General features: G+C 44.9%; 15 protein-coding genes. 3 read left to right on the top strand and 12 right to left on the bottom strand.

Annotation, left to right across the window (positions count from 1 at the left end; all coding sequences use genetic code 11):
- Positions 1–23 precede the first annotated feature (23 nt).
- The 5 genes from bshB2 to CHH91_RS14270 form a co-directional block, all read right to left on the bottom strand.
- Positions 24–698, bottom strand: coding sequence for a bacillithiol biosynthesis deacetylase BshB2 (gene bshB2, locus CHH91_RS14250; RefSeq protein WP_095224117.1), 675 nt, complete (start codon positions 696–698; stop codon positions 24–26).
- Positions 699–713: 15 nt separating this feature from the next.
- A complete protein-coding gene (locus CHH91_RS14255; RefSeq protein ID WP_095224118.1) occupies positions 714–1,061 on the bottom strand; it encodes a YojF family protein in 348 nt (115 codons plus the stop codon).
- Between the two features lie 124 nt (positions 1,062–1,185).
- The gene (gene uvrA, locus CHH91_RS14260) at positions 1,186–4,065 is read right to left on the bottom strand and encodes an excinuclease ABC subunit UvrA (RefSeq protein ID WP_095224119.1); all 2,880 of its coding nucleotides are present in this window, start codon (positions 4,063–4,065) and stop codon (positions 1,186–1,188) included.
- Between the two features lie 5 nt (positions 4,066–4,070).
- The gene (gene uvrB / locus CHH91_RS14265; protein ID WP_095224120.1) at positions 4,071–6,059 is read right to left on the bottom strand and encodes an excinuclease ABC subunit UvrB; all 1,989 of its coding nucleotides are present in this window, start codon (positions 6,057–6,059) and stop codon (positions 4,071–4,073) included.
- A gap of 171 nt (positions 6,060–6,230) precedes the next feature.
- On the bottom strand, positions 6,231–7,820 hold the full coding sequence (locus tag CHH91_RS14270) for a peptide chain release factor 3 (RefSeq protein WP_095224121.1): 1,590 nt from the start codon (positions 7,818–7,820) through the stop codon (positions 6,231–6,233).
- Positions 7,821–8,075: 255 nt separating this feature from the next.
- On the opposite strand from CHH91_RS14270, the gene CHH91_RS14275 reads away from it, so the two are divergent.
- Positions 8,076–8,570, top strand: coding sequence for a PTS sugar transporter subunit IIA (locus tag CHH91_RS14275; protein WP_095224122.1), 495 nt, complete (start codon positions 8,076–8,078; stop codon positions 8,568–8,570).
- A gap of 115 nt (positions 8,571–8,685) precedes the next feature.
- Positions 8,686–11,889 carry a DEAD/DEAH box helicase gene (locus CHH91_RS14280; RefSeq protein ID WP_095224123.1) on the top strand — a complete coding sequence of 1,068 codons (3,204 nt, stop codon included), beginning with the start codon at positions 8,686–8,688 and terminating at the stop codon, positions 11,887–11,889.
- A gap of 32 nt (positions 11,890–11,921) precedes the next feature.
- Here the strand turns inward: CHH91_RS14280 and CHH91_RS14285 are convergent, their stop codons facing one another.
- Positions 11,922–12,716 (bottom strand): sporulation protein, encoded by a 795-nt coding sequence (locus CHH91_RS14285; RefSeq protein ID WP_095224124.1) that lies wholly within the window; start codon positions 12,714–12,716, stop codon positions 11,922–11,924.
- A gap of 185 nt (positions 12,717–12,901) precedes the next feature.
- Here CHH91_RS14285 and CHH91_RS14290 point away from each other — a divergent pair, with 185 nt between their 5' ends.
- Positions 12,902–13,717: a lipid II flippase Amj family protein gene (locus CHH91_RS14290; RefSeq protein ID WP_095224125.1), complete on the top strand. Its 816-nt coding sequence runs from the start codon at positions 12,902–12,904 to the stop codon at positions 13,715–13,717.
- Positions 13,718–13,799: 82 nt separating this feature from the next.
- Here the strand turns inward: CHH91_RS14290 and CHH91_RS14295 are convergent, their stop codons facing one another.
- The 6 genes from CHH91_RS14295 to CHH91_RS14320 form a co-directional block, all read right to left on the bottom strand.
- Entirely contained in the window at positions 13,800–14,996 is a 1,197-nt protein-coding gene (locus CHH91_RS14295; RefSeq protein WP_095224126.1) for a PDZ domain-containing protein, read from the bottom strand.
- 111 nt (positions 14,997–15,107) lie between these two features.
- A complete protein-coding gene (locus CHH91_RS14300; protein ID WP_095224138.1) occupies positions 15,108–16,535 on the bottom strand; it encodes a S41 family peptidase in 1,428 nt (475 codons plus the stop codon).
- Between the two features lie 147 nt (positions 16,536–16,682).
- Complete coding sequence (locus CHH91_RS14305; RefSeq protein ID WP_095224127.1) at positions 16,683–18,098, bottom strand: murein hydrolase activator EnvC family protein; 1,416 nt, start codon at positions 18,096–18,098, stop codon at positions 16,683–16,685.
- 49 nt (positions 18,099–18,147) lie between these two features.
- Positions 18,148–19,035 (bottom strand): permease-like cell division protein FtsX, encoded by an 888-nt coding sequence (gene ftsX, locus CHH91_RS14310; RefSeq protein ID WP_095224128.1) that lies wholly within the window; start codon positions 19,033–19,035, stop codon positions 18,148–18,150.
- Entirely contained in the window at positions 19,025–19,711 is a 687-nt protein-coding gene (ftsE, locus tag CHH91_RS14315) for a cell division ATP-binding protein FtsE (RefSeq protein WP_095224129.1), read from the bottom strand. Before ftsE ends, ftsX begins: the two co-directional genes overlap by 11 nt.
- 278 nt (positions 19,712–19,989) lie before the next feature.
- Entirely contained in the window at positions 19,990–20,292 is a 303-nt protein-coding gene (locus CHH91_RS14320) for a c-type cytochrome (protein ID WP_095224130.1), read from the bottom strand.
- Between the last annotated feature and the right edge of the window lie 9 nt (positions 20,293–20,301).

The following is a 20,301-nucleotide window of genomic DNA, read 5'->3' on the forward strand; positions in this document are numbered from 1 at the left end:
AGCCTCCTTTTCACATATACGGATTATATGTTTTCGAAGTTCCAAGTATAGAATGTTTCCTCTTTGAAATGTTCCAGTGCGATGGCTTCCATGTTCTCTTCTGTAAGTTCTGCTCCAGTAACATTACCAAGCACACCTTGCGCTTGGGATTTATGGCAAAGAATCGTCTTCACTTTCGTTTTTACAAAAGGACGAATATCCTGTACGACGTCAGGTTTTCCTAAGATCTCCTGGTATCCGCGCATAAACGCCTGCGCCCAAACTTTCGGACGGGCGCTTTCCTCCATCCGTGACACAGCATCGATTGCAGCTGCACCAAGTGCATTATGATCCGGGTGAACTGCATATTCCGGATAATGCGTGATTACAAGTGTTGGTTTGATTTTCTCAAGCAGCTCTTTCAAATGATCACTGACTTTCGAAAGATCCTCGAATTCCAGCACTTTATCCCGGTAACCGAGCATCTGCAGTTCCACATCCATCACCTTGCAAGCATCTTGCAATTCCTTCTTCCGAATCTCAGGTAAAGACTCACGAGTCGCAAAGGTTGGATTACCCATATTGCGTCCCATTTCTCCCAGCGTACCGCACAAATATGTAACCGGCACACCCTCCTGTCTGAACTTAGCAATTGTACCAGCAGCTCCGAAAGCTTCGTCGTCCGGATGCGGGAAGATGACTACTACGTGTTTTTCCATGATTATTGCTCCTCCTTAGAACGCTGTCTCGCTTATTTCCAATGAAACCATCAATCGGCCTTCCCGATCATGACCAGCCATGAGCAGACGATTCTTATCATCCAATTCCCAGGCATTCAGTCCTTCTGCGTAAACCCAGCCATTGTCTGTTTTCAATCCAACGCGATAGGCCGTTCCAGCACCTTTTATCTTGCCATGCTCATAAGTCATCTGTGCATTCCGGATAAAAGCACCAACATTGTACGCTTTTTCGTTTACATGATTAGCATATGCACCATTTGTCGTTTCCAGATGTATAAACACTTTTTTCCCAGCAAATGCATCTATTTGTTCTTGCACTTCATTCAAATCAATCGGCTTCACCGTAAGTCGCTCCTTCCAAAGCTATATCTAAACAAATATTTTACTACAAATTCCACTGTAATGCTCATCTTGACGTTTTCCTATGTAAAAAGATACAGCGAGCAAAAGCCACGCTGTATCCCTTTTAGCGTTCCGCAACATGCGTTGCATACTCTATCTGGCTAGTCGTACGTTCGCGGTCACGCTCAAGAATCGGCTTCAAGTACTTCCCTGTATAGGATGCGGGCACCTCTGCCACTTCTTCCGGTGTACCAGTCGCTACAATCTCTCCGCCTCGATCCCCGCCTTCCGGACCTAAGTCGATAAGGTAGTCAGCTGTTTTGATAACATCGAGGTTATGTTCGATAACAAGGACGGTATCCCCATTTTCCACAATACGCTCAAGCACTTTCAGCAATCGGGAAATATCATCTACATGCAAGCCGGTTGTCGGCTCATCCAGAATATAGAATGTCTTCCCATTACTGCGTTTATGCAATTCACTGGCAAGCTTCACGCGCTGCGCCTCACCGCCGGATAATGTCGTAGCGGGCTGTCCAAGTTTTACATAGCCAAGACCCACATCAGATATCGTCTGTAATTTACGCTTGATTTTCGGGATGTTGGCAAAGAACTCCAATCCCTCTTCAATCGTCATATCCAGTACATCTGCAATACTTTTACCTTTATATTTGATTTCAAGTGTTTCACGGTTATATCGTTTACCGTGACAAACCTCACATGGCACATAAACATCTGGAAGGAAATGCATCTCAATCTTGATGATTCCATCACCGCGGCAAGCTTCACACCGTCCGCCCTTCACGTTAAAGCTGAAACGGCCTTTTTTATATCCGCGAACCTTTGCAGCGTTCGTGCTGGCATACACATCACGGATATCGTCGAAAGCACCGGTATACGTAGCCGGGTTCGAGCGAGGAGTCCGCCCGATTGGAGACTGGTCAATATCGATTACCTTGTCCAGATGCTCCAATCCTTTAATTTCTTTGTGTTTACCAGGCTTTATTTTGCTCCGGTTGAGCTTCTGTGCCAGGGTTTTGTGCAGGATCTCATTGACGAATGTACTTTTACCAGATCCAGAAACACCTGTCACCGCTGTGAACAAACCAAGCGGAATCTTGGCAGATGCTTTTTTCAAGTTATTTTCTTCTGCTCCGATGATTTCAATGGAACGCTCCATATCCGGACTGCGTCGTTCAAAAGGCAGCGGAATGAATTTCTTCCCAGATAAATATTGTCCAGTAAGGGATTTTTTATCTTTCATCACCTTTGCTGGTGTTCCCTGACTCGTGATTTGCCCGCCATGTTCACCAGCACCAGGTCCGACATCAATTAGCCAGTCCGCTTCCATCATCGTGTCCTCATCATGCTCAACTACGACAAGCGTATTGCCAAGATCACGCATTCGTTTCATCGTTTCGATCAGTCTGTCGTTATCACGCTGATGCAGTCCGATGGAAGGTTCATCCAGTACATACAAGACACCAGTTAAAGCTGATCCAATCTGTGTAGCAAGACGGATACGCTGCGCCTCTCCGCCAGACAATGTGCCCGCCGAACGGGAAAGCGTCAAATAATCCAAGCCGACATTATTCAGGAATGTGATCCTGTCTATTATCTCCTTGGTGATCATGAAGGCAATCTGTCTTTCCTTCTCGTTCAGTTCAAGATCCTCCATGAAATGCTTCACTTCAATCACGGATTTGGCTGTAACATTGCTGATATGATGTCCGTTGATAAGAACCGCGAGCGATTCCTCACGCAGGCGGTGACCTTTACATTTCGGACACGGTCGGTTGTTCATATACTTTTCCATCTGTTCGCGGATGAAATCCGATGTTGTTTCCCGATACCTCCGCGCAATATTAGTCAGAACACCTTCGAACTCGATATTGCTTTCTCTGACACGGCCAAAATCATTTTCATAGCGGAAGTGGATCTTGTCCTTTTTCTTACCGTTCATCAGGATCTCAAGCTGTCCCTCCGGCAGTTTGTTCACTGGTACATCCATATCGATGCCAAAATGGCTGCAGGCAGCTTCCAGAAGCTTCGGATAGTATTGGGAGCTAGTCGGTTCCCATGCAGCAATGGCTCCCTCGTGCAGTGTCAAATCCTTATTCGGGATGACAAGATCGGGATCGACCTCTAATTTCGTACCAAGTCCGTCGCAGGACGAGCACGCACCAAAAGGATTATTGAAAGAAAACATGCGAGGCTCCAGTTCTCCAATAGAGAATCCGCAAATCGGGCAAGCATGATGCTCACTGAAAAGCAGCTCCTCGACATCCATCACGTCCACGATGACTTTTCCGTCTCCAAGCGCAAGTGCCGTCTCCAAGGAATCTGTCAAACGACCAGTAACACCTTCTTTTATGACAATACGATCGACAACAACCTCAATAGAGTGTTTCTTTGTTTTCTCCAGCTTGATGTCATCATGAATCTCCATCATTTCTCCATCAACACGAAGACGGATATAACCTTCCGCTTTAAGCTTTTCGAGCACCTTCACATGCTCACCTTTCTTGCCGGAAATTACAGGTGCAAGTACCTGCAATCGAGAACGCTCTGGGAATTCCAAAATACGATCGGCCATCTGTTCCACTGTTTGAGAGCTGATTTCAATACCATGCCTCGGGCAAGTAGGACGTCCTACTCTGGCATACAGAAGACGCAGGTAATCATAGATTTCTGTAACGGTCCCGACTGTTGAGCGCGGGTTCTTACTTGTCGTTTTCTGATCGATACTGATAGCTGGCGACAAGCCTTCAATTGAATCCACATCGGGCTTGTCCATCTGGCCAAGGAACTGGCGGGCATATGCAGATAAAGATTCCACATAACGACGCTGTCCTTCTGCGTAAATGGTATCAAAAGCGAGCGAGGATTTCCCTGAACCTGACAGTCCAGTCAATACGACTAGACTATCCTTTGGTATATCAACATCGATATTTTTTAAGTTATTGGCGCGGGCGCCTCTGACAGAAATATTTTTCTTCGCCACTTTCTTCACCCTTCCACTTTAAGTTCCAATACAAGATCACGAAGCTCGGCAGCGCGTTCGAAATTGAGGTCGCGTGCAGCCTGTTTCATTTCTTTTTCCATCTTGGCTATGACTTGTTCTTTTTCCTTCTTCGTCAGCTTCGTAAAATCTGGTGTATCTTTCTTATTTGTTCCGGACTCTTCGGAACTAATTGTAGCTTTGATGACATCCCGTACTTCCTTCTGAATCGTCCGCGGTGTGATGCCATGCTCTTTATTGTAAGCGATTTGGATTTCACGGCGTCGTGCCGTCTCATCCATTGCTTTTTGCATGCTATCAGTTATTTTATCTGCATACATAATGACATGCCCATTCTCATTACGAGCTGCCCGGCCCATTGTCTGAATCAACGATCGCTCTGATCGCAGGAATCCTTCCTTATCCGCATCAAGGATAGCCACAAGGGAAACTTCCGGAATATCCAAGCCCTCTCGAAGCAAGTTGATTCCGATAAGTACATCATACTTCCCAACGCGCAAATCCCGGATGACTTCAATCCGTTCCAGCGTTTTGATTTCTGAATGCAAATAAGCGACCTTAATACCGATATCCTTCAAATAATCGGTTAAATCCTCAGACATTTTCTTCGTGAGTGTCGTGATTAATACGCGCTCATTCTTTTCGGTACGTTTGTAAATTTCACTGATAATATCATCAATCTGTCCCTCAATCGGACGGATATCGATTTCCGGATCAAGCAATCCTGTCGGCCGGATGATCTGCTCGACCATCTCCGGTGTATGTTCGATTTCATAAGGTCCCGGTGTTGCGGACACATAGACGAGCTGTTCTGTCTTCTTCTCGAATTCATCGAATGTGAGCGGCCGGTTATCCATTGCAGATGGCAGACGGAAGCCGTGGTCTACAAGCACCTTTTTACGCGCTTGGTCTCCATTGAACATTCCCCTTATCTGCGGCAGCGTAACATGGGACTCATCGACGACGACAAGGAAGTCGTCCGGGAAGAAGTCCAGTAGTGTATACGGCGTAGCACCACGTTCACGGAAGGTAAGCTGAGCCGAGTAGTTTTCAATACCCGAACAAAAGCCCATTTCCCGCATCATTTCCAAATCGTAGTTTGTACGCTGCTCAAGACGCTGTGCTTCCAGCAGTTTGCCTTGCTCCTTGAATACAGCCAGCTGATCCTTGAGCTCTTTCTCTATATTAACGATAGCTTTTTTAAGATTTTCTTCGCGGGTTACGAAGTGGGATGCAGGGAAAATCGCGACATGCTCGCGGTCGCCGATGATTTCGCCTGTCAGCGCATCTACTTCACGGATCCGGTCGATTTCATCACCGAAAAACTCAAAACGGATACAATGCTCTTCTTTGGAAGCCGGGATGACCTCGACAGAATCGCCGCGTACTCGGAAGGTTCCGCGCTGGAAGTCGATATCATTTCGTGCATACTGGATGTCAACTAGATTACGAAGCAGCTCATCCCGATCCTTCTCCATGCCGACGCGGACGGACAGCACCTGGCTCTTATATTCCTCCGGGGAACCTAAACCATAGATACAGGACACACTTGCCACAATCAGAACATCATTGCGCTCGAAAAGAGCAGATGTAGCAGAGTGGCGCAGTTTATCGATTTCATCATTGATGCTTGCGTCCTTCTCGATGAAGGTATCAGTCTGCGGTACGTATGCTTCTGGCTGATAATAATCATAATAACTGACGAAATATTCAACTGCATTGTTCGGGAAAAATTCCTTGAACTCACTGTACAGCTGACCCGCCAATGTCTTGTTATGGGCAATGACAAGGGTTGGGCGATTAATTTCCTTCACCATATTTGAAATAGTGAACGTCTTACCAGTACCCGTCGCACCTAGCAATGTCTGATGCCGCTTTTTCTGATGGATACCGTCAACGAGATGGTCAATTGCTCTCGGCTGGTCACCTTGAGGGCTGTATTTAGATACTAACTCAAACGTTTCCTTTTCCTTCAATGCCAAATTCCTCCGTTCTGTTTGCTATTTTCATCATAGCATAAAATATATAAAAACACGAACAAACATTCGTTTAAAATTCCACATACCTGCTAGTATAGATGTTTACCTAATATACGAAACATAAACAAATAGATAGCAAAAAGCCGCCAAAAATTGACGGCTTTATTATTAGTTAGAAGCTTGGTCGTATTGGTTGACCTCGAATAGATCAATCAAATCGACTTTCGGATTTTTATCCGTGAACCAGCGGAGGGCGAAATCGTTCTTGAACAATGCCAAGTAATCCCCTTCGCGATCCTGTGCGAGCAGACTGCGCTCGTCGAATAGGCGTTCATCCACTTGCTCGGCTTTCAGCCAGCGAGGAATGCGTTCTCCCATCGATTCCAATACCACTTCTACATTATACTCGTTTTTCATTCGATATTCGAATACTTCGTACTGAAGCTCTCCGACTGCACCTAAGATATAGCTGTTGTCGCGTTTACCGCGGAACAGCTGAATTGCTCCTTCTTGAACAAGCTGCTCGATACCTTTCTGGAACTGCTTGGCTTTCATAACGTTTTTGGCGGTAACTTTCTTGAACACTTCCGGCGGGAATTGCGGCAGCTCATCAAATTCAAAATTCGCTTTGCCTTCGACGAGTGTGTCCCCGATTCGGTAGATGTTCGGATCGTAAATACCGATAATATCGCCGGCATAAGCTTCTTCGACTGTATCACGTGATGACGCAACGAATTGCTGTGACTGGGAAAGCTTGATCGGCTTAGCTGAACGAGCTAAATTGACGCTCATACCACGCTCGAATTTACCTGAGCAGACCCGCAGGAAAGCAATCCGGTCACGGTGAGCCGGGTTCATGTTTGCCTGAATCTTGAAGATGAATCCTGAGAACTCTTCTTTCTCGGGAGACACGATACCTTCTGTCGTGCGACGGCTGCCTGGCGCAGGTGCAAGATTAACGAATGTATCAAAGAAAGTCTGTACCCCGAATGGTGCAAGTGCACTGCCAAAGAAAACTGGTGTCTGCTTACCAGCAAGCACACGATCCAATGAGAATTGATCGCCGGCTTCCTCTAAAAGCTCCAGTTCACCTTTCGTATCCTCAAAAGTGGAATTGCCTGTTAAATCGGCATACGCCGGATCGTCCAGCTCATCGTAAGGAATGAATGATTCTTCTTCATTTCCATTAAAGCGGACAAATTGCTTGTTGTATCTATCGAAAATACCTAGGAAACGCTTGCCCATTCCTGCTGGCCAGTTCATTGGATAAGTTTCGATATCCAATACGCTTTCGATTTCCTCCAATAGCTCCAGCGGCTCGCGGCCTTCCCGGTCAAGCTTGTTGATGAAAGTAAAGATCGGAATACCGCGCATCCGGCAAACTTTGAAAAGCTTCAATGTCTGTGCTTCGATCCCTTTTGTCGCATCGATGATCATGACAACACTATCCACAGCCGTCAGCGTCCGGTACGTATCTTCACTGAAATCTTCGTGTCCTGGTGTATCCAGGATATTCACTTGATAATCTTTATATGGGAAATTCATGACAGATGATGTAACGGAAATTCCACGCTGCTTTTCGATTTCCATCCAGTCAGATGTTGCGAATTTGCCTGATTTCTTTCCTTTTACCGTACCTGCAGTACGAATCAAATTCCCGAATACGAGCAATTTCTCAGTCATTGTCGTCTTCCCGGCATCCGGGTGGGAGATGATGGCGAAAGTCTTACGCTTCTGTACTTCTTGTTTTATTTGCATCGGTTCATTACCTACCGTTCTATTATCATTCGTATAGCCTGATTGTCTTTGTGATTTGATTTCTTATATCACACTGCGTCAAACCTCATTTCCGCTCCAAAAATCAGTCTTTCTCTACTATACCTAATGTTAGCGCTTTTAGGCAATATCCAACTGACTGGATGTTTTTCATTGACCCACAAGGAGAAAACGCTTTAATATGATACTAATAAGATTTTCATCAAAATATCGATCTATCCCGAGGAGAGACATAATATGCTAAAGAAACTATTCGGTAAGAATATTACGGAAGAAAGTTTTGTAAGCCCTGTCAATGGCAGAGTGGTCCCGCTTGAGGAAGTACCTGATCCAGTGTTTGCCGAAAAGATGATGGGAGACGGTATCGCTATTGAACCGACAGATGAGACAATTGTCAGTCCTATTGATGCAGAAGTCGTTCAAGTGTTTGAAACAAAGCATGCCATCGGCTTGAAAACACAAATGGGGTTGGAACTGCTCCTTCATATCGGTCTGGATACTGTCAATCTGAAGGGAGAAGGCTTTGAGACTTTTGTCAAAGCAGGCGATAAAGTCTCTGCTGGCGATAAGCTCGTCACCTTCGAAAAAGCATTCATCGAAGCAAATGCGAAAAGCAGCATCACCCCGGTGATCGTCACCAACTACGAAGCAAGCGAGTACACATTGGAAGCACTCTACCCGGAACAAGCTATCGCTGGAGAAACTCAGATATTCCAAGTCAGGAAGAAATAAATTGAAACGGCAGCCATGTGCTGTCGTTTTTTATTTTGCCCTATTAGGGAAGGCTATAGCTATATCTGTTATAATGATAAGATAATGATTTTTTTAGACTGGAGACTGGGCTTTCATGCAATCTTATTTTCTCGACAAACAAGATATCATCAAAGTGACAGGCGATCGATTCTACCGAAGAGGATTGGAGTATGTCAATAAAGGGCGTGTGCAAGGTCTGAGCTTCACGCCATCCATCAACCAATGGAAGGCTGTTGTCCGCGGCACCGAAAACTATCCTGTACGGATTTTCTTCTTTGAGGACGACGATCTTGATGGTGTGTGCAGCTGCCCCGCCTATCACACCCATTATACATGCAAGCATATCGCTGCTGTTCTAATCGCGGTCAGCCGGAACCGGTTTGACAGTAATGGATACACAGTTACCGAAGAAACAGCTGCACCGACAGCTGCCCGTCAAACTGATTTTACGGATCGGCTTGTACAAGCATTCGTATCTCCTTCCGAACGACTGACATCTAAGCCTCCGGAAACCTTGAAGCTGGAATATAAGGTCGAACAGCGCTTTATGCAAACCAACGGTAACACGGTCTTCGAGGTCGAACTGAAGGCAGGTACAGCCCGCACCTACATCGTGCGCCTAGCTGAGGACTTTCTCCGAAGTGTGCTGCATCAAACCCGCTATCAGCTGACGCCGAGTTTTGCATTCGATCCTCGTGTACATATTGTTACACCCGAGGACAAAGCTATCCTGGAGCGATTGCTGGAAGCTTGTGAGAACAGTATGATTCATGATTTTACAGCTTCTTCCCTTCAGTCGGAAAAACGCGCCATCAAGCTGACGCCTTCACTAGCCAAGACCTTGCTGCCGCAGCTTGCAGATGCAGGTGCCTCCCTCCATTTGCTGCATACTGAACCGATGGATACATTTCAGGTGAGCAGTCAGCCAGCACGGTTGGACTTCTATCTTTCAACAGATGAAGACGACATGCTGCAGCTAGGAGTACAGGATATCGCAGCATATGAATATATCAAAAACTACCATTACCTAGTCAAGGATGACACGCTATATCCTGTACCTCCCGACCAGCGGGAATTGGTCAAGGAACTGTTCGCCATCCTTCCTTATCGCCATGATACACCTCAGACTGTATCGGATAAGAACGTTGACCGTTTTGTGTCGCAGGTTGTTGGCAAGCTGGAACAGATCGGACATGTGCATGTTGCTGAAACAGTCCGGAGCAAAGTCGAAATGGCTCCCCTTGTTGCAAAAGTCTTTTTGGATGAGACGGACGATGTACTGCACGCCAGTGTATCTTTCCATTATGGAGATCACGTCATCCAGCCAGGACAACAGCAGTCAGATATGCCTGTCATCAAACGGCAACCTGCCAAGGAAGATAAGGTCCTGCAACAGCTGCATGCTGCTGGATTCCGCTTTTCAAAAGGCCGCTTCCATTTGCTTAATGTAGAGTATATGTATGTGTTCCTACATGAGCATCTGCCAGCTTTGCAAGAAGTAGCAGAGGTCTATATTTCCAGCCGGGTGCAAGCGATGCAGGCCGATGATCAGCATGAGGTTTCCTCTTCCGTCAGACTGCAGCAGGAAAAAGGAATGCTTGAGATTAGCTTTGATGTGTCCGGTTTATCAGAAGCGCATATTAGCAATGTCCTGCAAGCAATGGTAGAGAAGAAAAGATATTACCGTATCCCAGATGGTGCATTGCTCGATCTGGAGCAGGAATCCATGGAGAACTTCCAAGACTTCCTTGAACAGATGCAAATCAAAAAGAACCAGCTGAATAATCAGCATATTTTCGTACCGATTGCTCAAAGTATGCAAGTAGAAGAGTCCTTACGCGGAGCTGAAATGGAAGCAGCATTCCAGACACTGATTGAGCGGCTTCGCCATCCGGAACAAATCGATTTTGACTTGCCATCTGGACTGCTGGCAACACTGCGGGATTATCAGCTTACTGGCTTCAAATGGATGAAAACACTAGCTTATTACGGACTCGGCGGTATTCTGGCAGATGATATGGGACTTGGAAAAACACTGCAGACAATTACCTATCTCACATCAGAACGAGAAGCTAACCCAGCTGCACGCCCTGCTCTGATCGTCGTACCTTCCTCTCTGCTCTATAACTGGCAGAAGGAATTTGAGAAATTTGCTCCAAGCATGCGTACACTAGTTATTTCCGGCTCGGCAGCAGAACGGCAGGAACAGCTTTCCCGGCTGGAAGAGCATGATATTATCATCACGTCTTATCCTTTATTGCGGATTGATCATCATGTGTATGCTGGGCATGTATTCGATAGTCTGATCCTGGATGAAGCGCAGGCAATCAAAAACCATGCAACGCAAACTGCCAAGGCCGTCGGACTGATCCAAGCTGGGAAACGATTTGCACTGAGCGGCACCCCAATTGAAAATAGGCTTGAGGAGCTGTGGTCGATTTTTCACACAATCTCACCTGGTCTATTCCGCAGCCGGAGGTCATTCACAGATTTGGAACCGGAAAGGATCGCCCGGATGACGCGTCCATTCATCCTAAGACGAGTAAAAACGGACGTTCTCCACGAGCTTCCTGAAAAGATCGAGACAACGAACTATTCAGATCTTACGCAGGAACAAAAAGAAGTGTATGTCGCCTATCTGGAGCGGATACGCAGGAAGATCGATCAGACGATTGCAGAGAAAGGTTTCGATCGCGGTAAACTCGAAATACTTGCAGGACTGACACGACTGCGCCAAATCTGCTGTCACCCATCTTTGTTCATTGAGAACTACAGCGGCCAATCAGGTAAACTGGAGCAGCTGCTCGAGGTTATCCAAGAACTGAAGCAAAGCAATAAACGATTCTTGATTTTCTCCCAGTTCGCCAGCATGCTGGGAATTATCCAGCAGGCACTGGATGAAACGGACGTCTTCTATCTGGATGGCAGTACACCTGCCAAGGAAAGAATGCAGATGGCAGAAGCGTTCAACGAAGGAGAAAAAGACGGCTTCCTGATCAGCTTGAAAGCCGGGGGAACAGGACTGAATCTGACAGGTGCTGACACTGTTATCCTCTTTGACTTATGGTGGAATCCAGCTGTAGAAGAGCAAGCTGCTGGAAGGGCACACCGTATCGGACAGAAAAATGTCGTTCAGGTGATCCGCCTGCTTACACGCGGAACGATCGAGGAACGAATCTTTGAGTTACAGCAGCGTAAACGTGCGCTTGTCGATCAAATCATCCAGCCTGGTGAAACGATGCTTAACACACTTTCAGAAGAAGAAATACGGAGCCTGCTATCCATGCAGGTAGAATAAGAAAGGAGCAAGCCATGTGGCTTGCTCCTTTCTTATAATACAGAATCGATTATCTCATCGAACTTATCACTTACCAGACTTCTGTTATTCAATATTTCTTCATTCTTAAACGAAACACTTCCTCTATGCTCGTCTAAATTCAAGTTCTCCATTAATGAAGAAAATACGCCTCTGCTTCGCTTATCTATTTCAAAGTAAATCGTCGTCTCATACTCATCCTGCAGGATATAAACCTCCAGTTCATCGAGTTTCTTTAAGTATCTTCCATGAGTAGGAATGAATTCGTACTGTTGGATATACGGTCTGGCTATCCTGATTCCGTATGGGGGCTTCTGATTCTCCATCTGTCTGAATCTGAATCCGATCACCTTTATCGCATCGATGATATTTTCATGCACTTCTGTCGGCTCAATGGATATATGATCTATGTCACTTAAATCGACTGCATTCTTCACATCAACATCCGTATCGATCCAAACCGGCGGTACATTCTTGAATGTCTTAGGATCCTGCATCGTTATCGGTGTATACAAAGGAATTCGAAAAGAAAATGGAATCTCCTTTCTTTCCCCTTTTGAGATAATGAACGGCTCATTCACTTTATGCGTATACACAACTGCCTGCGACAGACGATCACTATCCTCATGTCCATACACCGTCATCAGCTTCAGATTGATAGAGTCGATCTCTTGGTCAGTTACGCCGCCCTTTATTTCAACGATACCATCCAGAATCTCTCCTTGAACGAAATAATTATTCCTGATCTTTGTATCCACCTTAGCAGAACCAATTCCGACACTAGCAATCAATTTATTGAAAATAGACATCTAATCACCTCATATTATTGGTTAGACTGTATACGCGCGGAGTGGAAAATAGTTTCAATTATTCCTTTATCAAAAAACAAAAGGAATAATTTACTTTTTATGGTACTATCAAAACTAGTAATTATATCTAAAGGCTTGATAGTTTAATAGAGTACAAAGCCAATTTACAAAAAGAAGGTAACAAAATGGAGATCATCACAGAAAAATTACTGTTTATCGCTTTGTTTATTTTTATCATTCACTCGATAGAAACACTCGCTTATGCTGTAAGATTATCCGGTGCAAGAGTCAAAATGATTGCTTCGGCACTGTCGCTCTTTAACATAATGGTTATTGTATCAAGATTGTCCAATACGATGCAGCAGCCATTCTTAGGAAGTCTAATCGATTCTGCTCCAAAAGAAAATACGCTGGAGTTTGTAGAGACTCAATTCCGTTTCCTTATTGGCGCATCAACAGTTGGAACAGCATTAGGCATTCTCTTACTTCCTACGTTCATCGCACTATTTTCAAGAGCGATCATTCATTTATCAGAGGAAAAAGGATCTGTCCCTTCTTTAATGAAAAGGATTTTTTCATTACATTACATAAATCGCAGCATAACGCATTTTAGTCTTCCAAAGTTTTCTTATTTACGGGACACGAAGGTGAAAGATATTCCAATAAGGCTCTTCCTCGTAAATATGTTTATTACCGCAATCTATACAATCGGGGTGCTAGCTGCATTATATGCGGCTTTATTAGTTCCAGATAGAGGGACTACAGCAATCATGGCATCAGGATTGATAAATGGTCTAGCAACCATACTTTTGGTAGTTTTTATTGATCCGAAGTTATCTGTCATGGCGGACGATATCGTGAATCAAAGAGGAAGCTATAACAAACTAAAAAGTATGTCGCTCATGATGGTAACGTCCAGGCTGTTGGGAACGTTACTAGCTCAATTATTCTTTATATGGGGAGCAGAATACATAGCTTGGTTCACTAAATTCATTGCCTAAGCGTAATCCATATCTGAATCTAATAAAAAGCCTACTTAACTGTAATCAGTTAAGTAGGCTTTTTCAATTGACGAATTTGACATTAACTGCTGATAGGCACAGCTTTCTTCTTATGCTGTTCCTGTACAAAGATAATACCAAGCTCATGCGGCTCGCCTTCATACATCGCTCGTTGTTTAATCCGTATTTCACCTTGTTCATCCCGGATTTCCATTTTGCAATATTGACTGTTGGATTGCACTGCTTCATAAAATGCCCGTTCGGTCGTTACACGGACGCCGTTCACTTTTTCGATTCGCTCTCCCGGCAGCAGACCGAGTCTGTCAGCTGGGCTTTCCGGAATGACACCAAGAACAAACATCCCATTGCTGCTCTCCGTATAATACATGGCGCGCTTGCGATCTTTGTTCCGGAAGGAGAGTGTGATGGCCTCTCTGCCGATAAGTGCGATGACAAAAGCTGCGATCGCGAAGTAATAGGAATATATACTTGCCAAACTCACTGCCAAGGTAAGCAATGCAAGCAGCAAGACCATTTTCCCTTGCTTACGTGCCTCAATAAATGCTGGACGGCCTTTGGCAAAACCGTCTATACCAGTCAGCAGCGGCACTAACAGCAGGCCGTAGCTTGTTCCGTTTAGATGGAAGAAAGGCCACCATGGAGCGAACGGTTCAATTGCGCCAGCTGGCACTAACAAGAAGAAAGGGATGAACAATAGCTTACGGAAACGATGCTGGCCGATCCAGCGTCCCCGAGGACCCTTGACAAGCTCGGGCAACGTATCCTCTCTTTTGATTGTAAGCAGCAGCACAGCTTCTGCAACCATAACGATACTCATGATCAGCGCAAAGCTGATCCAATTAAGACCTGTAAGGTCATCTGCCCATCCAGCCGGCAAATAGTCAGCGGCATATGGCGCTGCGCCCAAAGCGAGCAGAAAACTGAATCCGAAAATATAAGCGGATGACAGCCATGTGAAACGAAGCAGCAACGTCAGCAGAATCGTTACGGCGCTGATCAATAAAACGACTGCTGGTGCAACTACGATTCCTGTTCCAACACTCACAGCCGTAAGCAATAGTCCGAAAACAAGCGACAGAACCCATGTGCCTGTCCACTCTTTTCCAAAACCAAATACCTTCGTACCGAAATTGTTCCGCTCTTTTCTGATTCTGCGGTTGGAAACGAACAGAGTCAGCAGCACTGCCCAATAAAGCAGCGGATTTAAAAAGAAGTTTCCGATCCCATAAAGCAGTTCGGTCAACCAATCATTCACCATTATGTGTCTCTCCCTATAAACCAACTCTTATGTATATTGTCTATTCTAACACGATATTTCTTGTTTTCCTATGGCAATAGAAAAAGCCTCCCGTATGAAGGAGGCCTCTTATCAATTACTAAAGAGCTGCTGCAGCGCTTTGTCCATTTGGTTATCATGCTTGCCATCGCGAACTTGCTCGATGATCTTCGTTTGAAGCAGATCTGCTGTTTCCTGATCCACTTCTCCCGTTGCCTGCAAATCATTATCCTGCTGGAATTGCTTGACTGCTGTTTCTGTTTTTTCGTTGAAATAACCGTCCTTACGACTCGGGTCAAATCCGAGACCGTCCAGCATGATTTGCAGATTCTTGATCTTGTCATTATTATCATTAAATTTCAGCTTTTCATTTTCATCCAACTGGATTGGTGAACTGTAGAAATACTCTGGCTGATTAACTTCAAGAGTTGGTTTGATACCTTTTTCATGAATCCAATCTCCGTTAGGCGTCAGCCATTTGTATAGAGTCAGTTTGAGCATAGACTGATTTTCCAGTGGTACAGTTTGCTGTACAGTACCTTTACCAAATGTCGTTTTTCCGATTAACTCATAACCGCCAGCTTGATTCATCGCACCAGCAAGTATTTCGGATGCAGAAGCACTGCCTTCATCAATCAGAATATTGATTGGGTAATCCTTCTTCTCTTTCAACTCGGTATAAAACTCTTGTTTTTCACCATTCTTATCTTCAATCTGTAAATACGGCTTATCGCTTGGAACAAAGTTCTTCAGAATATCTTCTACAGTCGTAAGAATTCCGCCTGGATTACCGCGAACATCGATGATCAAACCATCGATATTTTCCTTCTCAAGTTTATCCAGCGCCGTTTTGAATTCATCTGCTGTACTCTCGGAGAAAGATGTAATTTCTAAAACACCAGCTTTTTTGCCATTTACTTCTTTTGTATCCGCATAGACCGTTTCGACTGGAATTTCATCCCGAGTTACATCAATTTTCAGTTCTTCAGAAACGCCAGGTCTCTTAACGGATAACGTTACTGTTGTTCCTTTTTCACCACGAATTTTATTAACTGCTTCCTGGAGATCAAGCCCCTGTAAGGAATCTCCATCCACTTCCAGCACTTGGTCGTTCGGCCGTAATCCAGCATCCTCTGCAGGTGAATCCTTGATAGGCGCCACAATTGTCACCTGTTTATCCACCATGCTAACTTCAGCTCCGATACCTTCAAACGAAGACTCCAGCTGCTGATTCAGCTGTGTAGAAGATTCTTCATCCAAGAAGGAACTGTACGGATCATCCAATGTTTCCAGCATCCCCTGGATTGCACCCTCCTGCAGCTGCTGCGCATCTGGTTTCGCCAACGCATTATCTTTGATGAGCTCATACGCATTTTCCACCTCTGTCAGACTGCCCGAATCATCTGAAGCTGATTGGAAACCAGACTCTTCCTTACCTGCATATGATGTAAAAGCATAGCTGCCGCCTGCCCCGACAATCAATGCCACAATGATCGCTATTACGAATGTCGCTTTTCTGATCTGCACGTTCGCCTCTCATCCTTTCTTACTTGTCCAATCCGTTAATCCTACTATTATGCTAAACTCCCTCTATCTTATCACTAAAAGAAGCAATTGATGTGAAAAAGGCACCTCCATTAATGGAGAATGCCTTTTTTAATTCTGGTATTAGAAATATTTCATTGGGTCCACTGCGTTACTCTTCGCACCGTTCCATCTGCCTTCATGAATTTCGAAATGAAGGTGGGAACCAGTTGATCCGCCAGTGTTACCCATTTTCGCAATTTCCTGTCCTCTGGAGACTTTTTCACCAACCGATACGCCTCGGCTGTCTAGGTGAGCATAAAGTGTGTCGTACGTGCGTCCATTGATGGAATGTGTAACGATAATAACATTACCATAGCCATTCATCGTAGCACTGAAAGAAACTACTCCGCTTGCTGCCGCATGAACTGGCGTGCCAGTTGCATTAGCGATATCCTGTCCGTAGTGGTTGCCTGTAGAACCGCTACCGAATGGATCTTTACGTACACCGAAGCCAGAGCTTAGTCGACCTTCAGCAGGCCAAGAGAAGATGCCAGCTTGTGCTGATTTAGAACTGGATGAACTGCTGGAACTTGATGAACTGCTAGAACTGCTCGATTTGCTTGAACTGCTGCTCTTAGAAGAACTGCTGGAGCTAGAGCTGGATGAAGAAGCCTCCTGCTTGCTCTCCGCCGCTTTCTTAGCAGCAGCCGCTGCTGCTTTCGCTTCTGCTGCTGCTTTCTCTTGTGCTGCTAAATCAGCTTGTTCTGATTCTGCACTTTCCTGTGCCAGACGAAGTGCTTCGGCTTGGTTAGCTGCAAGCTCTTTCTCTTCTTCAGCAGAAAGAATTTGCTCACCCAATCTTTCGTATTCATCTTCAAGCTGCTTTTTCAAGTCTTCTTGCTCGCTTGCTTGGGATTTCAAATCGGATTTGATATCTTCCAATTTATCTTTTTGATCCTGCAGGTTTTGCTTTTCATCTTCGCGCTGCTGCTTTTGATCCTCAAGCTTCTGCTTCGCTTGAATGTATCCGTTCAAAAGCTCCTTATCAGAATCCATGATAGTCGTTACTGCGTTCAAACGGTTTACCATGTCACCGAAGTTTTTAGAGCCCATCAATACTTGCAAGTACTGCACGTCTCCACCGTTTTGCTGAATGCTGACTAAACGGTCAGACAATTTATCTTCGCGTTTGTCGATGTCTTCTTCCGTTTCTACAATTTCACCAGAGATTTTTTCGATCTTTTCGTTCGTCTCAGTGATTTCGTCTTCTTTGTCATTCAAAGCATTTTCATTTTTATCGATTTGGTTGTTCAAATCATCCAGTTTCGCCAGCAGATTGTCCTGCTCTGCAAGGTTATCAGACTGCTCAGATTCTGCGTTATTGATTTGACCTTCAAGTTCGCTTTGCTTATTGCTGTTTTCCTCTTGCTGCTTTTGCAGATCCTCTATCTCACTCTGTACATCAGATGAGGATTTCGCGAACGTGTGAATTGGAGTATGTAGGATTGCTCCCGTAGCTAGAACAGCTACAAGAACAGGCTTGATCATCTTCTTCATTCTTCTCTCATTCCCTTTCTTCCTTAAAAAAGCATATATGGTAGGTTTATTAGACTTTAAGAAACTTACGGACACTCATGACGCTTCCCCAAACACCGATGATCGCGCCGATTGCCAGCAGTATGCCTGAAAGCTGGAAAGCGAATGGTGCATAAGGGAGAATCTCGACGAAACCGATGCTGATGTTATCAGTCAAGTTGTGTGACAGATAGTAATACCCGCCGAGTACTAATGCTACTGGAACGATAGCGCCCAATACTCCGAGCAGCAGACCTTCGATAAAGAAAGGCCAGCGGATGAAGGAGTTGGTTGCTCCAACCAGTTTCATGATGCCGATTTCTCTGCTTCTGGCAATGATTGTTATTTTAATTGTATTTGAAATCAGGAAGATGGCCGTGAACACAAGACCAACGATCAAGACCGCACCGATAATCCGGGCGTACTTGTTTACAGTAAAGAGATTCTCTACTGTCCCCTTACCATAATCCACTTTGTCGACTCCATCCAGTTTCGAAATTTCTTCCGATACAGAAGCTATGTCATGCGGATCAGATGTTTTGACAATATACGTGTCACTTAATGGGTTGTCTTGTTCAAACAAATCCCATTCTGTTTGTCCCATATCTTCCATGAGCTGGTTTAACTGTTCTTCTTTTGAGGAATACTTTACAGAACCAACTTTATCAATCGATTCAAGCTGACCTTGGATTGACTGCACCTGGTCTTCAGCAAGTGTAGGATCCAGATATACGCTCATTTCAACATCCGACTCAATATTGGTAGCGAATTTATTTAAGTTGAATACGACAGCCAGGAAGACACCGACCAGGATCAATGTTACTGTTACTGCCCCGATCGAGGCGATGGTCATCCAGCCGTTACGGAAGATGTTCTTTGATCCTTCCCGCAGATGGCGTTTCGCGGTATTAAATTTCATACCCGTAGTCACCTCCTGCTTCGTCACGGACGATACGGCCGTTTTCGATGGCGATGACACGTTTTTTGATCGTATTAACGATTTCTTTACTGTGTGTAGCCATGATGATGGTTGTTCCTTTGTTGTTGATATCCTCCAGCACCTTCATGATGCCCCAGGATGTTTCTGGATCCAAGTTCCCTGTCGGCTCGTCAGCGATTACGACCTTCGGGTTATTCGCAATTGCCCGGGCAATTGCCACACGCTGCTGCTCCCCACCGGAAAGCTCATCAGGTAACGATCTAGCTTTATCTTTTATTCCAACAAGATCGAGTACTTCCATCACACGATCTCGGATCACTTTAGGAGACTCTTCTATTACTTCCAGGGCGAAGGCAACATTCTCATAGATTGTCAGTTTCGGAAGCAATTTGAAATCCTGGTACACAACACCGATTTTCCTTCTGACTTTTGGAATATGGCGTTCTTTATACGTGCTCAAATCTTTGTTATCTACTTTCACGACACCGGTGCTCGGTTTCTCACCTCGGAAGATCATCTTCACGAAGGTTGATTTACCGGCTCCGCTCGGTCCTACTAAATACACGAATTCCCCACTGTCGATATGCACGTCGACACCATTCAGCGCTGTAACGCCATTGGAATACGTCTTATGCACACCCTTCATTTCTATCATGTTATACTCACCTTTGTTTTTATTCTAATCTGCTAATTTATCAACTTAGTATGTCGAACAATGGCGAAAGCAATCGAAAAAGCTCTCAAACCTGAAACCATTATAACATCTTATTCCTCTTTTTTTAGACAAAATAATATTACATTTGTGTTTCAATATATGACAATAGGCTTGGTTTTTGAAATATATTGCGTAGTATCTTGTCGCTTCCACTCGCTGTCAAGGAAAAAAACACACCAAAATACCCATACAGCTTCTGTATGGGTATTCGTCATTTATTACTTCTGCTGTTCCAGCAGCCATTCGGCGATTTTTTCCGCCTCTTCACCTTCAGCCTGCCCGGCAGGCATACCGCCTTTACCGTTTTCCATGATATCCACGAGTTCTTCTTTTGTATACGTAGAACCAAGATTATCAAGCGGAGGACCGCCATTGCCGCCGCTCAAGTCCTGACCATGGCACATGGCACAGTTGTTTTCATACGCTTCTTGTGGTGTTCCGGCCGTGTCATCACTACTCCCGCAAGCAGCAAGGAAGAGCATGAACATCAAACTGCAGCCAGTTAAAACTAGTTTCTTCAAGAGAATCGC

Origin of the sequence: Virgibacillus sp. 7505, from assembly GCF_002272135.1 — a bacterium.
GTDB lineage: Bacteria > Bacillota > Bacilli > Bacillales > Amphibacillaceae > Terribacillus.

Excerpts from the sequence above, each read along its gene's own strand:
- bshB2 (WP_095224117.1), bottom strand. The coding sequence starts at position 698 with ATGGAAAAACACGTAGTAGTCATCTTCCCGCATCCGGACGACGAAGCT.
- CHH91_RS14270 (WP_095224121.1), bottom strand. The coding sequence starts at position 7,820 with ATGCAAATAAAACAAGAAGTACAGAAGCGTAAGACTTTCGCCATCATC.
- CHH91_RS14275 (WP_095224122.1), top strand. The coding sequence starts at position 8,076 with ATGCTAAAGAAACTATTCGGTAAGAATATTACGGAAGAAAGTTTTGTA.
- CHH91_RS14280 (WP_095224123.1), top strand. The coding sequence starts at position 8,686 with ATGCAATCTTATTTTCTCGACAAACAAGATATCATCAAAGTGACAGGC.
- CHH91_RS14285 (WP_095224124.1), bottom strand. The coding sequence starts at position 12,716 with ATGTCTATTTTCAATAAATTGATTGCTAGTGTCGGAATTGGTTCTGCT.
- CHH91_RS14290 (WP_095224125.1), top strand. The coding sequence starts at position 12,902 with ATGGAGATCATCACAGAAAAATTACTGTTTATCGCTTTGTTTATTTTT.
- CHH91_RS14295 (WP_095224126.1), bottom strand. The coding sequence starts at position 14,996 with ATGGTGAATGATTGGTTGACCGAACTGCTTTATGGGATCGGAAACTTC.
- CHH91_RS14305 (WP_095224127.1), bottom strand. The coding sequence starts at position 18,098 with ATGAAGAAGATGATCAAGCCTGTTCTTGTAGCTGTTCTAGCTACGGGA.
- ftsX (WP_095224128.1), bottom strand. The coding sequence starts at position 19,035 with ATGAAATTTAATACCGCGAAACGCCATCTGCGGGAAGGATCAAAGAAC.
- ftsE (WP_095224129.1), bottom strand. The coding sequence starts at position 19,711 with ATGATAGAAATGAAGGGTGTGCATAAGACGTATTCCAATGGCGTTACA.